The 17703-nt window shown below is 56.6% G+C and carries 12 protein-coding genes; 5 read left to right on the forward strand and 7 right to left on the reverse strand.

Annotation, left to right across the window (positions count from 1 at the left end):
* The first annotated feature begins 5 nt into the window (after nucleotides 1-5).
* The 3 genes from BFC21_RS07275 (at nucleotide 6) to BFC21_RS07285 (ending at nucleotide 6584) form a co-directional block, all read left to right on the forward strand.
* Nucleotides 6-1592 carry an arylsulfatase gene (locus BFC21_RS07275; protein ID WP_120265865.1) on the forward strand — a complete coding sequence of 529 codons (1587 nt, stop codon included), beginning with the start codon at nucleotides 6-8 and terminating at the stop codon, nucleotides 1590-1592.
* Nucleotides 1593-1736: 144 nt separating this feature from the next.
* Entirely contained in the window at nucleotides 1737-4223 is a 2487-nt protein-coding gene (locus BFC21_RS07280) for a fused MFS/spermidine synthase (protein WP_120265866.1), read from the forward strand.
* A 24-nt stretch (nucleotides 4224-4247) separates the two neighbouring features.
* Nucleotides 4248-6584, forward strand: a complete 2337-nt coding sequence (locus BFC21_RS07285) for a tetratricopeptide repeat protein (protein WP_120265867.1) — start codon at nucleotides 4248-4250, stop codon at nucleotides 6582-6584.
* Between the two features lie 6 nt (nucleotides 6585-6590).
* Here BFC21_RS07285 and BFC21_RS07290 read toward each other — a convergent pair whose 3' ends face one another.
* The gene (locus BFC21_RS07290) at nucleotides 6591-7301 is read right to left on the reverse strand and encodes a FadR/GntR family transcriptional regulator (RefSeq protein ID WP_088377582.1); all 711 of its coding nucleotides are present in this window, start codon (nucleotides 7299-7301) and stop codon (nucleotides 6591-6593) included.
* A gap of 320 nt (nucleotides 7302-7621) precedes the next feature.
* Between BFC21_RS07290 and BFC21_RS07295 the strand changes: the two genes are divergently transcribed.
* Nucleotides 7622-8962 carry an MFS transporter gene (locus BFC21_RS07295; RefSeq protein WP_088379490.1) on the forward strand — a complete coding sequence of 447 codons (1341 nt, stop codon included), beginning with the start codon at nucleotides 7622-7624 and terminating at the stop codon, nucleotides 8960-8962.
* Between the two features lie 13 nt (nucleotides 8963-8975).
* Nucleotides 8976-10325, forward strand: a complete 1350-nt coding sequence (gene gudD, locus BFC21_RS07300) for a glucarate dehydratase (protein WP_088377583.1) — start codon at nucleotides 8976-8978, stop codon at nucleotides 10323-10325.
* A 145-nt stretch (nucleotides 10326-10470) separates the two neighbouring features.
* Here gudD and BFC21_RS07305 read toward each other — a convergent pair whose 3' ends face one another.
* The 6 genes from BFC21_RS07305 to BFC21_RS07335 all read right to left on the reverse strand — a co-directional run bounded on the left by BFC21_RS07305 (nucleotide 10471) and on the right by BFC21_RS07335 (nucleotide 17573).
* On the reverse strand, nucleotides 10471-12267 hold the full coding sequence (locus BFC21_RS07305) for a hypothetical protein (protein ID WP_256557635.1): 1797 nt from the start codon (nucleotides 12265-12267) through the stop codon (nucleotides 10471-10473).
* A gap of 1090 nt (nucleotides 12268-13357) precedes the next feature.
* A complete protein-coding gene (locus tag BFC21_RS07315; protein ID WP_086797470.1) occupies nucleotides 13358-13768 on the reverse strand; it encodes an SRPBCC family protein in 411 nt (136 codons plus the stop codon).
* Between the two features lie 314 nt (nucleotides 13769-14082).
* Nucleotides 14083-14895, reverse strand: coding sequence for an asparaginase domain-containing protein (locus tag BFC21_RS07320; protein WP_162939295.1), 813 nt, complete (start codon nucleotides 14893-14895; stop codon nucleotides 14083-14085).
* A gap of 264 nt (nucleotides 14896-15159) precedes the next feature.
* Nucleotides 15160-16065 carry an EamA family transporter gene (locus BFC21_RS07325; protein WP_120265871.1) on the reverse strand — a complete coding sequence of 302 codons (906 nt, stop codon included), beginning with the start codon at nucleotides 16063-16065 and terminating at the stop codon, nucleotides 15160-15162.
* Nucleotides 16066-16108: 43 nt separating this feature from the next.
* Nucleotides 16109-16909 carry a hypothetical protein gene (locus tag BFC21_RS07330; RefSeq protein ID WP_095003626.1) on the reverse strand — a complete coding sequence of 267 codons (801 nt, stop codon included), beginning with the start codon at nucleotides 16907-16909 and terminating at the stop codon, nucleotides 16109-16111.
* 1 nt (nucleotide 16910) lies between these two features.
* Nucleotides 16911-17573: a class II glutamine amidotransferase gene (locus BFC21_RS07335; protein WP_218188529.1), complete on the reverse strand. Its 663-nt coding sequence runs from the start codon at nucleotides 17571-17573 to the stop codon at nucleotides 16911-16913.
* Nucleotides 17574-17703: the final 130 nt, after the last annotated feature.

Consider the following 17703-nt stretch of genomic DNA (forward strand, 5'->3'; position numbering starts at 1 on the left):
GTTGCATGACTCGAACAATCAAGTGGTTACCCCGGCTAGCCCTCGTGGCGGCTTCGGTGATGGCGTTTTCTGCCACCGCCGCAGCCGCTGAAAAGCCCAATATCCTGGTGATTTTTGGTGATGACATTGGCCAGTCCAATATCAGCGCCTACTCCATGGGCGTGGTGGGCTACAAAACCCCCAACATCGACCGGATTGCCAAAGAAGGCATGATGTTCACCGACTACTACGCGGAGAACAGCTGCACCGCCGGGCGCTCGTCATTCATTACCGGGCAGACGCCGCTGCGCACCGGCCTGTCCAAGGTCGGCATCCCGGGGGCACCGGTGGGCCTGCAAAAGCGCGATATCACCATCGCCCAGGCGCTCAAGTCGCAAGGCTACGCCACAGCACAGTTCGGTAAAAACCACTTGGGCGACCGCGACGAATACTTGCCGACCAATCATGGTTTTGACGAGTTCTTCGGCAACCTCTACCACCTCAATGCCGAAGAAGAGCCCGAGCGCCCGTACTGGCCCAAGGATGACCCGGCCTTCGTCAAGGCCACCTCGCCCCGTGGCGTGATTCACAGTTTTGCCGACGGCAAGATTGAAGACACCGGGGCCCTGACCGCCAAACGCATGGAAACCATCGACGATGAAACCACCGCGGCGGCGCAGGCATTTATCGAAAAGCAGGCCAAGGCCGACAAGCCTTTTTTTGTGTGGATGAACACCACGCGCATGCACGTCTTTACCCACGTGCGCGACTCGATGAAGGGCCAGAGTGGTATGCCCGGCAACGAGTACGCCGATGGCATGCTTGAGCATGACGGCGACGTCGGCAAACTGCTGAAAACCCTCGACGACCTGAAAATCGCCGACAACACCATCGTGGTCTACACCACGGACAACGGGCCCAACCAGTTCTCCTGGCCGGACGCGGCGACCACGCCGTTCCGCAACGAGAAGAACTCCAACTGGGAAGGTGCCTTCCGGGTCCCGGCGATCGTGCGCTGGCCGGGTAAAATCAAGGCCGGTGAAGTCAGCAACGAGATGTTCTCGGGGCTGGACTGGTTCCCTACCCTGCTTGCAGTGGCTGGCGATGCCGACGTCAAGGACAAGTTGCTCAAGGGCTGGGCCCCGGTGGCAGGCGGCAGCAACTTCAAGGTTCACCTGGACGGTTTCAACCAGCTGCCGTACCTGACCGGCCAGCAACCCAAGGGCAATCGCAACGAGTTCTACTACTTCAACGATGACGGCATGCTGGTGTCGATGCGCTTCGACAACTGGAAAGTGGTGTTCTGCGAGCAACGCGAACCGGGCGGTTTCAAGGTCTGGAGCGAACCGTTCGTATGCCTGCGGGTGCCGAAAATCTTCAACTTGCGCATGGACCCGTTCGAACGGGCTGACGTGGTCTCCGACCAGTATTACGACTGGAGCACGAAAAACGTCTACTTGAACGAACTGGCAATCATGAAGGCAGCCAACTTCCTGGAAACCTTCGTTGATTACCCGCCGAGCCAGAAGCCGCCAAGCTTCAGTATCGATCAGGTACGGGCAGCGGTAGACGCCAAGATTGCGGAAAAAATGAAACATCAGCCAGCGCAGTAAACCTGCCCTATGGGAGCGGGCTTGCCCGCGATTGTCTCGACGCGCTGCATCTGTCAGATCGCGCCGCCTCCATCGCGAGCAAGCCCGCTCCCACACGGGGTAACGACTCCTTCCCGAATTCCTTCTGCACAAGGCTCCAGCGCAATGCCGCCATCCTTACCGTCCAGCCGTACTGCATTGTCTGCCCCCGCCTTGCTGCTGTTTATCTCCGGTACTGCCGCCCTGATCTATCAGGTGCTGTGGATCAAACAACTGTCGCTGGTGATCGGTGTCGAGGTGTACGCCATCACCACCGGCATCAGCGCCTTCTTTGCCGGGCTGGCCCTTGGCGGGCTGCTGTTTGGCCGCTGCGCCGACCGCCTGGGCAAGCCCTTGCTGTTGTATGCGGGCCTTGAAGTCGGTGTGGCCGTGCTCGGCATCGGCGCCACGCTGGGGCTGGGTATGGCCGCCGCGCCATTTGCCTGGCTCGAACAACGGATCGGCCTGCCCGCCTGGCTGCTGCCATTGTTGCTGGTGGGCCTGCCCGCGCTCTTGATGGGCGGTACGCTGCCAGTGCTGATGCGCGCACTGGCGGCTGACCCGCACCATCTGGGCCAGGCCGGTGGCCGCCTGTACGCCGCCAATACTGGCGGGGCGATTGTCGGCACGCTGCTTACGGCTTTTCTCCTGATCGCCAGCCTCGGCGTGTTCGCCAGTGCGCTGGTGGCCGCTGCGCTCAACTTGATTGCCGCCGTTGGCGCGGTGTGGCTGCAGCGGGCTCATGTCGAACCCGCCATCCCGGTGGTAGCGCCCGGCACCGCACTTAAACCGGCCCGGTTGGCCATGCTGCTGTATGCCATCGCCGGTGGCGTGGCACTGGGGTATGAAGTGGTCTGGTCGCAATCGATCGTGCAGTTTATGAGTACTCGCCCCTACGCCTTTGCCGTGGTGCTGGCCACTTACCTGACCGGGTTGTTTATCGGCAGTAGCCTGATGGCGCGGCGGGTGGATCGCCTGCGCGATCCCTGGGGGATTTTTGCCTTGCTGATCGCCGGCGCCGGGCTGGTGGCCTTGCTGGAAATCGCCCTGCTCGGGCGCTGGCTGGTGCTGTTGCAAACTCAGGCAGAAGCGCTGGCACTGACCTTGGGTGCCAGCGCGCTGCTGGGCATGAGTGTGCGTTTTGCGGTGGTGGCGTTGAGCATCGTGTTTATCCCCACGCTGCTGCTGGGTGCCGCTTTCCCGCTGGCCCTGCGCCTGTGCGTGGGCCCCGACCGGGTGGGCCGCGATGTCGGCGCAGTGGTGGCGTTCAACACCCTGGGCGGGATTGTCGGCGTTGCGCTGTGCGGGTTTGTACTGATCCCGTGGCTGGGTCTGGTGCGGACCCTCGGTGTGCTGGCGATCATCGCTGCTGCCGTAGGTTTTATCGCGGTAAGCCAGGGACATGGGGTCAAGAAAGGTCATCGCCAGGGCGTAATTGCGCTCAGCCTGGCAGCGTTGCTGGTGGCCGTACTGACGCCGGTCGAGCGCCTCGCCGACCTGCTGCCGGGAGCACGCAACGGCGAACTGGCGTTTTATGAAGAAGGCCGTGGCGGCACGGTGGCCGTGGTCACCCAGGGCAAAGGCGAGCGCACCTTCCATCGCCTGTATATCCAGGGCGTTTCCAACACCGGCGATGCCATGCCGTCGCTGCGCTACATGCGCATCCAGGCCCTGTTGCCGCTGTTGATCCACAACGGCGAACCGCGCTCGGCGCTGGTGATCGGTTTTGGCACCGGGATCACCGCCGGCGCCCTGCTCAGTTATCCGGGACTGGAGCAGCGGGTGGTAGCCGAGTTGCTGCCCGCGGTGGTCAAGGCTTCAACCCTGTTCAAAGGTAATTTCGCGGCGGCGACCAACCCCGGCTTGCAGGTGCATTTGCGCGACGGTCGCCAGGAGCTGCTGCGCAGCGAACAGCGCTATGACCTGATCACCCTTGAACCACCGCCGCCCTCCGCCGCCGGGGTGGTCAACCTGTACTCGCGGGACTTCTATCAACTGGCCGCGCAGCGCCTGCAACCGCAGGGGATCGTTGCGCAATGGCTGCCGTTGCCGACGCAGAATATCGACGACTCGCGCTCGCTGGTGCGCAGTTTTCTCGACGTGTTCCCCTACGCCACGCTGTGGACCAGCGAGTTTCACGAAATGCTGCTGGTGGGTTCATTGCAACCGATGGAACTGGATGCCGCACGCATCAGCGCCCGCTTCGAGCAACCCGGGGTACGCAACGCCCTGCAGGATGTGGGCGTGGCTTCGTCAGCGGCACTGCTGGCAACCTGGGTGACCGACCGTGCAGGGCTGCAGCGTTTTGCTGCAGATGCGCCGGCCGTCACGGACGACCAACCGCGTATCGAGTACGCTCCCTGGGTGCGCAGCAAAGAAATCAGCCGGGTACTGCCGGCGCTGCTCGACCTGCGCCAACCGGCAGTTTTGCTTAACGCCAGCCCGGAGTTTGTCGAGCGCATGAATACCCATCAGCAACGCCTGATGCAGTTTTACCGTTCCAGCCTGCATGCCTATGATGGCGACCGCGAGGCCTGGAGCCGGGATATCCGCGAAGTGATGCGTGGCGATGGCGCCAACCCCTATTACCGCTGGTTTGTCGGTGAACGCTAGAGCCTTTTCGATACGGAAGTCGCAATGCCCAAAACTAAAACTATAAAAGCTGCAAACCAACCTGATTCGCGCCCCACCCTGATGAGCCGTTACCTGTTACCCGCAAGCGCCGGGGTGTTGCTGCTGGTGCTGGCCGGATTGTGGTTTTACCTCAGTCGCCCGGCCCCGGTGGTGTTGACGCCCCCGCCTGCGGCAATTGCGTCTGTGAGCCCGAAACCCGCCCCGGCGCAGATGGTTGACGAACAACAGTGCCAGGGCTGCCACGGCGCCCAGGCCAAGGACTGGCAAGGCTCCCATCACCAGTTGGCCATGCAAGTGGCCGAGCCGCAGACTGTGCTCGCTGATTTCAACAATGCCGCGTTTACAGGCGAAAGCGAAAGCAGCCGGTTTTTTCGCCAGGGCGCAGAATTTTGGGTCAACACACCGGGAGCCGATGGCAAGCCCGCCGACTTCAAGGTGGCCTATACCTTCGGCATTGCACCGTTGCAGCAGTATCTGATCGAAGTCGGTGACGGCAAACTGCAAGCCCTGGGCGTGGCCTGGGATAGCGAAAAAAACCGCTGGTTCCATCTGTACCCGGGCCAGGGCGTGAATTTCAAGAACCCGCTGCACTGGAGCAAGCCCAGCCAGAACGCCAACTTTATGTGCGTCGAGTGCCACACCACCGGCTACAAACGCAACTTCGACGCCACCGCCAACACCTTCAACAGCCAGTGGAACAGCCTCGGCGTCGGTTGCCAGGCCTGCCACGGCCCGGCGTCCAACCATCTGCGCGCCGTAACCGAAAACAACCCGTTGCCCCATAGCGGCTTTGACGTCGACCTTAAAAACAAGGACGCCACTGTCGAGATCGAAACCTGCGCCCGCTGCCACGCCCGTCGTGCGCCCCTGGGCGATGGATTTACCGTGGGCAAGCGGCTGATGGACGACTACCTGCCCAGCGTGCTGACCCGCGAACTGTATGCCCTGGACGGCAAGATCAAGGACGAGGTGTTTGAGCACGGCTCCTTTTTGCAAAGCAAAATGTTCGACAAGGGGGTGCGTTGCAGCAATTGCCACAACCCTCACAGCACTGAACTCAAGGCGCCGGGCAATGGCGTGTGCCTGCAATGCCACAACCCCGCTGGCAAGGCTGCGATCCCCGGAGTTGACGGCAAGGGCCTGCAGGCGAAGAACTATGACGCCAGCGACCACCATCGCCATGCCGAAGGCCAGCCCGGCTCGCAGTGCGTGGATTGCCATATGCCCGGCAAGTTCTACATGGGCAACGACTTTCGTCATGACCACAGCTTCAGCCTGCCCAACCCGGTGCGGGCCAAGGCCCTGGGTACCCCTGACGCCTGCCTGACCTGCCATCAGGGCAAGGCCGGTGACCGGGTAACCGAGCAATTCAAACTCTGGAGCGCCCACGATGCACCACAAGCGGCGCGCTACGATGACAGCCTGTGGTTGATCCGCGGCGGCCGTCCCGGTGCCGGGCAGGCGCTGTACGAGCAATTGCGGCGCAGCAACTTGCCAGCGATTCAACGCGCCACGCTGTTGGCCGAACTGGCCAACTACCCCAGCGAATCTGCGCTGAAACTGGCCAGCAAGGACCTCAACCACCCCGCCCCGCAAGTGCGTGAAAGCGCGGTGCGGGCGGTGAGCGCCTTCTTGCCACCGGCGGAGCGGGTCGCCTTGCTCAGTCCGTTGTTGAGTGACAGCGTGCGGGCGGTGCGCATCATTGCCGCGCGCAACTTGCAGGGTGCTGCGCGCACTGGCCTGGGCACGAATCAAGGGGCATGGGACAAGGCCATCGGCGAATACGAGGCGGTGCAATTGAGCCTGGCCGAACGGGCCGAGTCCAACCTCAACCTGGCCATGCTCTACCAGGCCAGCGGCCGCAATGCCGAGGTTGAGCCCAAACTGCGTGCTGCGCTGCTGCGCGACCCGGACTTCTACCCGGCGCTGGTCACCCTGGCCCAGTGGCTGGAGGCCAGCGGCCGGGCTGGTGAAGCCACCGCTTTGCTCAGCGATGGGATCAAGGCCCACCCGCAGGCGGCGCTGTTGCAGCACAGCCAGGGGTTGGCGCTGATTCGTGCCGGCCAGCCCGGGCAAGCGATGAAAGCGTTGCAGCAGGCGGTAAAACTGGAACCGGACAACGGCCAGTACCGCTATGTGCTGGCCGTGGCCCTGCACCAGAGCGGCCAGCTCGACCAGGCCTGTGCGCAAATGGAGGAACTGCTCAAGCGCCAGCCGGCGTTTCGCGATGCCCGTTTGGCGTTGATCCAGTTTTACCTCGACAGCGGCCAGGAGCCCAAGGCGCAGGTGGTGCTGCAAGCCTGGAAACAGATCAATCCTGAGGATATGGCGTTGAAGTGACAGCCCTCACTCCCCCGCCATGCGCTCCAGGCTGTTGCTCAAATGCAGCAGCATGGCGGCGCGGGCGGCGTCGGGGTCCTGGCGGCGGATGGCGCGCAGAATCGCTTCGTGTTCGAGCACGGCCATTTGTCCCAACTGCTTGAGGTCGGCATCACCGCGCTCCTGACTGTTGATCCGGGTACGCGGGATCGCCGAACGCCCCAGCTGGGCAATGATATCGGTAAAACAACTGTTGCCCGTGGCCTGGGCGATCAACTGGTGAAACCGCAGGTCCGGCTCAACGCTGCTGTCGTTGTTGGCCAATGAATCCTGATGGTCATCCAACGCCTGACGCATTTGCTGCAGTTGCTCATCCGTGCGGCGCCGGGCAGCCAGTGCCGCCGCCTGGGTCTCCAGGCCCATGCGCAACTCGATAATGCCGCGCACGCTGGCCGCGGTATCCCGGCTCAGGTGGATGCCCTGGCGCTGATCGCGCTCAAGCACGAAGGTGCCAATACCGTGGCGGGTTTCAACCAGCCCCGCTGCCTGCAATTTTGAAATCGCCTCACGCACCACCGTGCGGCTCACGCCGTGCTCGCGCACGATGGCGGATTCGGAAGGCAGCTTCTCGCCAGGCGCCAGCTGGCCCAACAGGATTCGCTGGGTCAGCTCGGCCACGATGTCATGGGCCAGGCCCGGTGAACGCTTGCGCAACGGCGCACTCTGGGGGTCGTGCATGGGGCAAATCCCTTCGAACAAGACGGTCTGATACTAACACCGCAACATGTATGACAAGTCATATAAAAATCACCCAAGCCTGATCCTTGAACTGATTATAGCTTTCAGGCAAGCGTGCTTAGCGCACTATTTTCGGGCTTGAAACAAGGTAATACCCCATTAAATCGACTTAAAGTATCTATATCGGTTTTTTATATAACTTTTTGGTTTGTTACGAAGCATTGCGAGAGCAAAACCCAACTCGTATGATGTCTGGCAACTGCAGGCCCGACCTGCAGCACACATCACCCGCATAAAAATAATCAGTGGGGCTCAGCATTGTGAACACTTCCGGCAATCCGTCTGCTGCGCACGCCAACGACCCGGTCCTGGCGCGCGCGATCCAAAAAGTAAAAAGGCATGTACTGCCGCTTTTCGTCATCATGTTTATCGTCAACTACATCGACCGCGTAAACATCGGCTTTGTGCGCAGCCACATGGAGCACGATCTGGGCATTGGTGCCGCTGCCTATGGCTTCGGGGCCGGGCTGTTTTTCATCGGCTACGCACTGTTTGAAGTGCCGTCCAATATGCTGCTGCAAAAAGTCGGCGCCCGTATCTGGCTGACCCGGATCATGTTCACCTGGGGCATCACCGCCACCCTGATGGCCTTTATCCAGAACGAAACCCACTTCTATATCCTGCGCTTTCTGCTCGGCGTAGCCGAAGCCGGCTTCTTCCCGGGCGTGATCTATTACTTTACCCGCTGGTTACCGGGCGCCGAACGCGGCAAGGCGATTGCCATCTTCCTCAGCGGCTCTGCACTGGCCTCGCTGATCTCGGGACCACTGAGCGGCCTGCTGCTGCAAATCACCGGCATGGGCCTGCATGGCTGGCAGTGGATGTACATCATCGAAGGCATGGCCTCGGTGGTGCTGTGCGTGTTTGTGTGGTTCTGGCTGGACTCAAAACCCCATGACGCCAAATGGCTCAGCCGTGCCGAGCAAGATGCGCTGGTCAACGAGATTGACCGCGAGCAGCGTGAACGCGATGCCGTCAACACCGTCAAGCCCACCTTGGGCAGGCTGCTCAAGGACCGGCAGATCATGCTGTTTTGCGCGATCTACTTCTGTATCCAGCTGACCATTTATGCGGCCACTTTCTGGCTGCCGAGCATCATCAAGAAAATGGGCGACCTGAGCGATATCCAGGTGGGCTTTTACAACTCGATCCCGTGGCTGATCTCCATCATTGCCATGTACGCCTTTGCCTCGCTGGCCAGCAAGTTCAGGTTCCAGCAGGCCTGGGTGGCGGCCGCGCTGGTCATTGCCGCCCTCGGCATGTTCATGTCCACCACCGGCGGGCCGATCTTTGCGTTTATCGCCATCTGCTTTGCCGCAATCGGCTTCAAGGCGGCTTCGGCACTGTTCTGGCCCATCCCCCAGGGTTATCTGGATGCCCGCATCGCGGCGGCGGTAATCGCGCTGATCAACTCCATCGGCAACCTCGGCGGCTTCGTCGCCCCCACCACCTTCGGCTTCCTGGAACAAACCACCGGCTCGATCCAGGGTGGCCTCTATGGCCTGGCCGGCACATCGATCATAGCGGCACTCATTGTGTTTTTTGCCAAGACCAAACCCACCCCCACGACCGCAACCCCCACAGCCCTGCAACCTGCCTGACAAGGACCAGACCATGAATGCCGACCATCAACACCACGCCAGCCAAGCCCCGATCGTCACCAGCCTGCAGGTAATCCCGGTGGCGGGCCATGACAGCATGCTGCTCAACCTGAGCGGCGCCCACGGCCCTTTCTTTACCCGCAATATCGTTATTCTCAAGGACAGCAGCGGCAATATCGGCGTGGGTGAAGTGCCCGGTGGCGAACGCATCCGCGAAACTCTGGAAGACGCCCGCAACCTGGTGGTGGGCCAGCCCATCGGCAATTACCAGAGCGTTCTCAATGCCATGCGCCGCACCTTCGCCGCCCGCGATTCGGCGGGCCGCGGCTTGCAAACCTTCGACCTGCGCATCACCATCCACGCCGTCACGGCAATGGAGGCCGCCCTGCTCGACCTGCTCGGTCAATTCCTGCATGTGCCGGTCGCGGCCTTGCTCGGCGAAGGCCAGCAACGGGATACGGTAAAGATGCTGGGTTATCTGTTCTATATAGGCGACCGGCAACACACCGACCTGGCCTACCGCAATGAAACCGACGGTGATGACTGGCAGCGTCTGCGCCATGAAAAGGCGCTGAGCCCTGAAGCCATCGTGCGCCTGGCAGAAGCGGCGCAGGCCCGCTACGGCTTCAACGACTTCAAGCTCAAGGGCGGCGTACTGCGCGGCGCTGAAGAAATCGAAGCGGTGACGGCGCTGGCCGAACGCTTCCCCGCTGCGCGCATCACCCTGGACCCCAATGGCGCCTGGTCACTTAAAGAAGCCATCGCCCTGTGCCGCGACCAGCACAACGTGCTGGCCTATGCCGAAGACCCGTGCGGCGCCGAAAACGGCTATTCGGGGCGCGAAGTGATGGCTGAATTCCGCCGCGCCACCGGCCTGCCTACGGCTACCAACATGATTGCCACTGACTGGCGCGAGATGGGCCATGCAATTCAGTCGCAAGCCGTGGACATCCCCCTGGCCGACCCCCACTTCTGGACGATGCAGGGCTCGGTACGGGTTGCGCAGATGTGCCACGAATGGGGCCTGACCTGGGGTTCGCACTCCAACAACCACTTCGACATCTCGCTGGCCATGTTTACCCAGGTTGCGGCGGCAGCGCCGGGAGACATCACCGCCATCGATACCCACTGGATCTGGCAGGATGGACAGCGCCTGACCCACGAACCGCTGAAAATTGTCGACGGTCATATCAAGGTGCCAAGCAAACCCGGGCTTGGCGTGGATATCGACATGGACGCCGTGGCCAAGGCTCACGAACTGTACAAAGGCATGGGCCTGGGTGCGCGGGATGACAGCGTAGCCATGCAGTACATGATTCCCGGCTGGAAATACGACAACAAAAAGCCCTGCCTGGTGCGCTAAACCACCCATATGTTTAGCGTTAGCAAAAGCTTGATGACACAACGTGGCCGGTAGCCGGCCACGACGCCTCCTGTTCTGCACAGCGCCAGTCACTTGTTTGCCTGCGAAGTTATTGGGCTACAGGGCAAGACGGGGTGATGTGTGGCTATCGTTCTTTGGCTAACTCATTTTGCAGCCTTAAAATAATCCGCTCAATAACGCACGCTGAAACATTGTACGAATCATCGCTCGGGTGTGAAGCAATCCAGCCCCTGCCTTGGAATACATACATCAGCTGATCCAGGGTCATTGTTTGCTCTTCAAACTGGATCACTGTATTTTTCTCGGACTCGAACAACGCCTTCAACGTTTGCGTTCGACCTTCACTCCAATACGCATTCGGTGTATCTGCGACCCCGACCAGCGCCTTCTTGACAATTCGCTCTTCCGGCAAAACAACATTACGGCCCGCAATATTTAAACCAAGTTCCTTACCCATCAACATGTCTTCACCGCCGGCCACCATGTAAGGCGGATAAATTCCATCTGTCCATTGCCCACGAAATGGCGCCTTGATAGAGACAAACTGTTGAGCGGGCGAATTAAAGTCCTGCGCTTGAGGTGGGGATGTTTCCATAAACGGTTTCGGGGGTGCTTGTCGCTCCGGATAGCCGATTCCATAACCCACAATCGGCTGCCGGGTTGCTGTGTGAATAGCGTCTATCTGGTTGAGTACGGCTGGGTTGGTATGCCTGGTCTGCTCTGTTTTCACAACATCCTGATCGATCAGCATGATCCTTTCGGGACGGTATGCCAGCGTATCCGCAAATGCCAATGCCGAGGCCCGGGCAGCCCCAAAGCCCGTCAACTTACCACCGTCCCAGCCCACCAGGTGCAAGTTTGGATACTGCTCAAATACATCTTTCATCGTTGAGGCGTAGGCCGGGTAGTCAAGTTTGTGGACAAGAAGGTATACAGGTTCGGACCGGGAGCCGTGAACGCCTGTCATGTTTTTAGGATGCCAGGCCAGACTGTAGTTCTTGCGAAGTTCTGCATCGAGTTTACTGGCACTGCCGCCGCTGATGACCAGCGCTGGCACAGTGCTTTTACTCAACCAGGGGGTTTCAATACGAGGAGGCCTTATAAATGAAAACCAGCTGCCTGAACTGGGCCCACCCCTATCCATAGCCAGCGATCTGCAGACTTCAACGCGATTGTGCAGCACTGCATGCATGCTTTGCAGGACCTCTGCCCGGTTTTTAACCCTAGCGCCATTTAGCGGCAACTCAGGTACTTTGACCGGAGAGTATTTACAGGCAGGTCGTGTTTCAGGGTTAACCCACATAGGGTTGCACTGCACGCTGACAGGCACACTCGTCATGGTGCGTGCGCCGCTATTTACTGCAGTGGCAGGACTGACGAAGCCAAGTCGCGCGGGTGATTGTTCGCCCTCTTGCCACACCCCTTCCAACAAGCTTCGTTGCTCAATAAGATTATGCGTCAACTCCTTTCGCAAAGCGCCAGCTTGATGATCACTGATCAACTCAGTTGACACATCATCCCTGATGGCCAACAGCAACTTGAAGAAAGAATCATCACCCCAGGCCCGCCAGGTCTTCCCCTGAATAGATGCCGAGTAATTATTATTGCCGTCATGGGTGACTTCGATGCACTGATCGACCCGGTCACCGGGCAAAGACTGCATATCAGACCAACACTTTTGCTTGCCTGCAAAGAACGCGGTGTACGGGCTTGTATCCGCATCATGTTTCCAGGCCAGGGCGGTCTTGGTTGGCCAGCTTGCTGTGTTAACCAGCGCCAGGCTCAACAACTCAAGGGCACTCCCGTTTAACGCGCCGGGCGGTTCCTGTTCAAGTGCCTGGACGACGGCATCGAACTTGAGCTGAGTCTGCGCAGATGACTTACGCGCAAAAATACTGGTGTCAGGCAGAACGCTGCTCACTGCAGCCGTACATTGATTGCCGGGAGACACATGAGTGCGGCCGGGCTCATGTAAATTCGGAAGAGAGAGACTCGAAAGCAGCATACGATCATTCCTACGCTAAAGATTTGCTTCATCACCTCGCCGAAAAATGTGAGGCCTTCTTTATTCGCAGAGACTGCCCTTTAGTTCCATGTCGATCTCCGAGCCCCCCACAGCAAGGAGCCGCTGTCCATGCTCTTCAATGGCCGCGAGTGGGGTATGACCAGGCGAATGCCCTTTGATTGACCCAAGCGCAAAACCAGCTCCCCTTTATCGCAGATTCGGTGCGAGCGCTGCCTGGTGCTGGCGGACGGGGCGATATCAGAAAACCTTACACGCCTAAAATTGGATCCAATATCAAATTTCAGGCAAAAAAAAGCCCAAGTAGCTGATGGAAACTTGGGGCTTAAAAATGCATAAACCGTGGTAGGTGAACGCAGGGCGATCTTACCCTATCGTAACAATCAGTAACAAGTGATTCTGCACATTTTATTTCAAGGCAATACTGACCTAAGTCATTAAATCGCCACAGGTTTTAAGCTTTTTTTGATTTTAAAGTGCCATCACTGCATGGATGCTGGGTATTTTCAACCCACTGTTGCGCTTGCATTTAATGTGAAAGCGGGCTTGCCTGCGATGGCATCGGCGCGATTCAACTGAAATACCGCGCCGCTTGCATCGCGAGCAAGCCCGCTCCCACAGAGGAAATACTCGGGGCTCACAGACCTCGCCGCCAAACAGGCCGGCCGGTCGGCCGCCTCGGGGCCGCAGTGCTTTTGATCTGCCTGCCCTCCCGGGAGGCCGAGAGGAGGTTCTGTGGAGTGGGTCGACCGGCATGGATGCCGGGAGAGCCGCGATGGGCCATGGATGGCCCGTCGCGGCGTGCCCACGGAGTAGAACCGGAGCGAGGGTACCTGAGCGCAGCGAAGGCCGTACGAAGGGGCGAAAGCGCTTTGGTTACTTTGCCGCTTTTGCAAAGTGACTCGCTGTAAAAGCGAAACCAATATTTCAGTTAGATACAAATGCCGGATATGTACCCGGTATTGCAGTTAAAAGCACCGAGTACAAATCAGCCGGCGAAATTGCCGCTCAGCGCCGCCAGCCCACCCTGATAGACCCCGGCAAACAGCTCTTCGGCAGCTTCAGTGCTCACACCTGCCGGGGTGAAACGGCCCGACCAGGTCACACGGGCGCCGTCGCCCAGGGCTTCAACGCGCAAGGTCGCCAGGTAGTCGGTCACCGGGAACGGCGCCTCGACGATCGAATAGCTATAGGTCTTGCCGGCATTGTCGAACGTTTGCAGGCGCTCAACGATCACCGTGCCATCCACGGTCTGCAGATGGCGCAAGCGCCCGCCTTCACCAGATTCGCTGGTAGCAACCAGAGGCAGCCAGTCCGGCAGCGAGTTGAAGCCACCAATCAATTGCCAGACCTGATCGGCTGTGGCGGGAATATCAATAAATGCGGATGCGGTAGCCATAGGACATGCCTCTTGGGTGAAATTTAGTTGGAGCGTCATACTTGAGACGATCCCAGTCTGCTGTGTGGGTCGACAGTATGTAGCCCAAGCAACCACAATTCGATTTTTTTAGAATGAAAATGTGCGCGGCACAGCCCAATGCGGGTCAATGGGAACCCTTTGATGTTTCGCAAAAAGCACACCCCATCGCAACGCCAGAGCGCAACGATAGCAACAGCCAACCCAATATTTACACTAAACATTTATACATCCACAACAAATGCAAATACCGTTGCAAATCAAAACAAACAAAATCCCCCTTGCACAAGCCTCAGCTACTCACACTCAAAAAAATCACGAACCTGGTGATACTTAAGCCCGCTGCCTATAAGCGCATATAACTTTCCCAATATTGCCTCACGCGTCACATGACCAGCAGAGACCACCCCCGCACAGTTAATTTCATCACCCACTCTATAATCGCTCCGCCCAACACATGTCAAAATCAACACAACAACAATGCCCTTAGAACAGGCCCTGCGCAGGCTTCCAATCACGTCTAGATTGAATGCTTCTCCTGTTCCATCATACTCCAACACAAGCGACTGAATCCCACTACTCAGCATACAATCAAGAAAGGAGGAGCCCATACCAGGAAAAACAGGCAACACTCCGATACTGACGGGCTTCACAGGTGTAATATAGGTAACTTCCAACACTCTACAAGAAGCACCAACCTGACAAGGAATATCATCACGCTCCCAAAAGGGTTGCCGCCCCGCAGTTTTAATTCTGGATGACAAAAGCGGCCTTAGAATATCCCCATGAAAATATAAATGTACGCCGCCAGGTATTCCGCAGGCGAACGTCATCATTGCACCATCGATATTCTCCCACACATCGCTATCGGGCATATTGACCGGAATCAGTGCGCCGGTAACTATTACTGAAGCTGGAATCCCACTCAACAAATAACTCATCGAAGCTGCGATATAACATAGAGTATCTGCATCATGCAAAACCAATACTCCGGTACAACCCTCAGCCTGAACAGCCCAGACAATGGCCTCCCGTAAAACAAGAACATATTCAGGATCAGTAACCGAATATTTTTTTAATAGGATTGCCTCATGACATGTCCATGTCAAAACACATGATCCCGACTGTCTGTTTAAAGCGTTCTTCATTCGGAGGCCGAAGACTGAAGACGGCTCTAATTCCGACAGACATAAATTCATGATTTTCGTGCCCCCGCGCAGAGAATCATCACTTTATTTGCTGCCTGAGGAAGGACGACTGGCATTCTTGAATCCGCCTTTAAATGTTAACCCGCACGATTATCACGTGATAAAAATAGCTTTACACTCGACTTCAAAAGACCAGAATCAATCCTGATCACACGCCGAATAAATTCAGCCACGCCCCCATCGAGCAAAAGAAAAAAAGCCACTAAACGTATTTAAAAGCAATCCAAAAACGATCATGAATGCCCCGACCACCTGCTCGCCGGACAAGGCCTCGCCGAGTAATAAATTTGCACTTATTATCCCCACGACAGGCACCAGAAGAGACAAGGGTGCAATCCGCCAGGCTTCGTATCGCCCCAATAGATACCCCCATGCCGCATAGCCAAAAATAGTAGCAAATAAAGCAAGATAAACGAGAGCCCACATCGTTCTATTGGAGACCGCCAATAGACTTTCTCGTATCACGTCAACACCTTCAAACAGTAATGAGCAGGCAAAAAAAGGAACTATCGCCACCAATGCGCTCCAGACAACTAAGGAAATACCTGTAACTTGACTATCACGTGAAATAATTTTATTGGCTACATTGCCCAAAGCCCAAGACACTGCAGCCCCTAACGTCAAAAGCAAAGCCCCCAGCGAGATAGAGTTACTCCCCTGAATATTCATACCCGCTCTCGCAAGCAGAAAAACCCCACTGCATGCAACCAATATTCCGGCGATATGTGCCCACCTAAACCGTTCAGAGAGCAACAGCACACAAAAAATTATCGTGAAAAATGCTTGAGTCTGAATAACCAGCGATGCGATACCTGCAGGCATGCCGAGTTTAATGGCGAGAAACAAAAATGAGAACTGCCCAAAACTGATTGTCATCCCATACGCGAATAACCACTTCAATGGCACGCAGGGCAATCGAATAAAAAAAATCGCTGGGAACGCCACCATCGTAAATCTCAGCGCAGCCAATAAAAAAGGAGGCATATCATCTAGCCCGATTTTTATGACAACAAAATTTACCCCCCAAATAATGACCACGCACACTGCAAGCATTATATCTTTGACAGACATACAGGCACTCCTATAAACCCGACCACCAGCCCAACATCCACGGTCAACTCCAGGCAATTGCTTTTTTCATATCTTCTCCGGGGAAGCCGAAAAAAAACCCCATCGTAATACGAGCGACCCCAGAAACTCGATCTATTTCGTGATAATAAGCAGGATTGAAAATATACACATCGCCTTGCGCAGGACTAAACTCACAAGCCCCATATCCCTCTACCACACCGCAAGAATATCCGAGTTCGCACCTGGCCTTAAAGCATTCATCTTCCAAACACCAATTTTTTCTAAAAACCCTCAACTGCCCTCCTGAAGTACATGCTTGCAAACACACGACACAACTAAGCTGATGAGCTATACGCTCAACTATCAAACCAGAGCCTGCTGCATCGCGCGAGATATTATCGCTGTGCAAAGGATTGGCTATACCATCAGCATGGAAACGGATGACAGAGCCTGAGTACTCACCCAATACCGGCTCTACAGCTGTATTTAATGAGTCGAGACAAAACCATTGCTTCAATAACTGATAAATATCGGATTGCGCCTGGCTTAATGAGTGCGGCAACAGGGTTTTAATAGTAGCCGCTTGCTCGAAGTACTCATCAGGCGACGAAACATACTTCGCCAAATAGGGCCCTAGCGTCGTTAACGTGGCGTTCAAATAACTCGACACACGAACTGAACTCTCACAGTTCTTCAGGTCATCGATCAAAATGCGAGTTAGATCAGGCGATATAAAACCACGAAACACAAGCACAGATATCCTCGCAGATATTACATCATCGAGCCACGCTGGCCCTACCCCCCTGTCGGGTGTAACTATTTCTACTCCACCACCCATTTTCATACTATCCCCCTATCAAATTAAATTGATAAAGCTCACCATTCCTCATCGAACGCCATTTAGACTCATCGCCCAAAAACGGAATTATTTCTGATGAGATATATTCAACTTCAGCCGCCTTAAAGTGCCTCATCGTAAAATAATCTGCACACACAGTATCTTTCGAAAACCATTGCCATGCCCATGCTTTATTGCCTGTAATCAAAAAGCAATTACCTGAACTACCGCCGGGCTGGAGCCCACCTAGCTTTGCTGTTAAATACACCTCACTGATATCAAGCGGCTGAACAGCCCCCACTATATACTCCAAGTATTCAGCCGAATCAAAACTGGATTTTTTAAGTCCCAAATGCAAGTACACTGTTGGCAGATAACCATTATGCATGAAATACCAACACCCCAAACCATTGTCCAGCTTCAAGGGGTGCGCATATTTTATACCGCTATTTTGTCTCAACGTTGCATGGCGTACATGCACAGCCAAAAAACGGGTATTGATACTAGACACATCCATCGTCGACAGTGCTTCAATGAAACTTCCCTCACCGTGCAATGTTCTAACTTTACCATGTGTTATCCAAAGACAACCCCATCCATCCAGGTGTTGCTTTATCTCCCCATCGTGGGTTGCAGTTTCGCCAGCAGCCATTGCACGAGCAGCGCTCATGACGTCGACGACAGAGAATGTACCTCGAGCAATTATCATCCTGCACACTTGCCCCTCCAACCAGCTATTATTCAAGCCTATCTAAAATATTTCATACACCCACTCACATTTCTTAGCACGGCGCAACCGA

This window comes from Pseudomonas sp. TMW 2.1634, from assembly GCF_001703595.1.
Taxonomy (GTDB): domain Bacteria; phylum Pseudomonadota; class Gammaproteobacteria; order Pseudomonadales; family Pseudomonadaceae; genus Aquipseudomonas; species Aquipseudomonas fragi.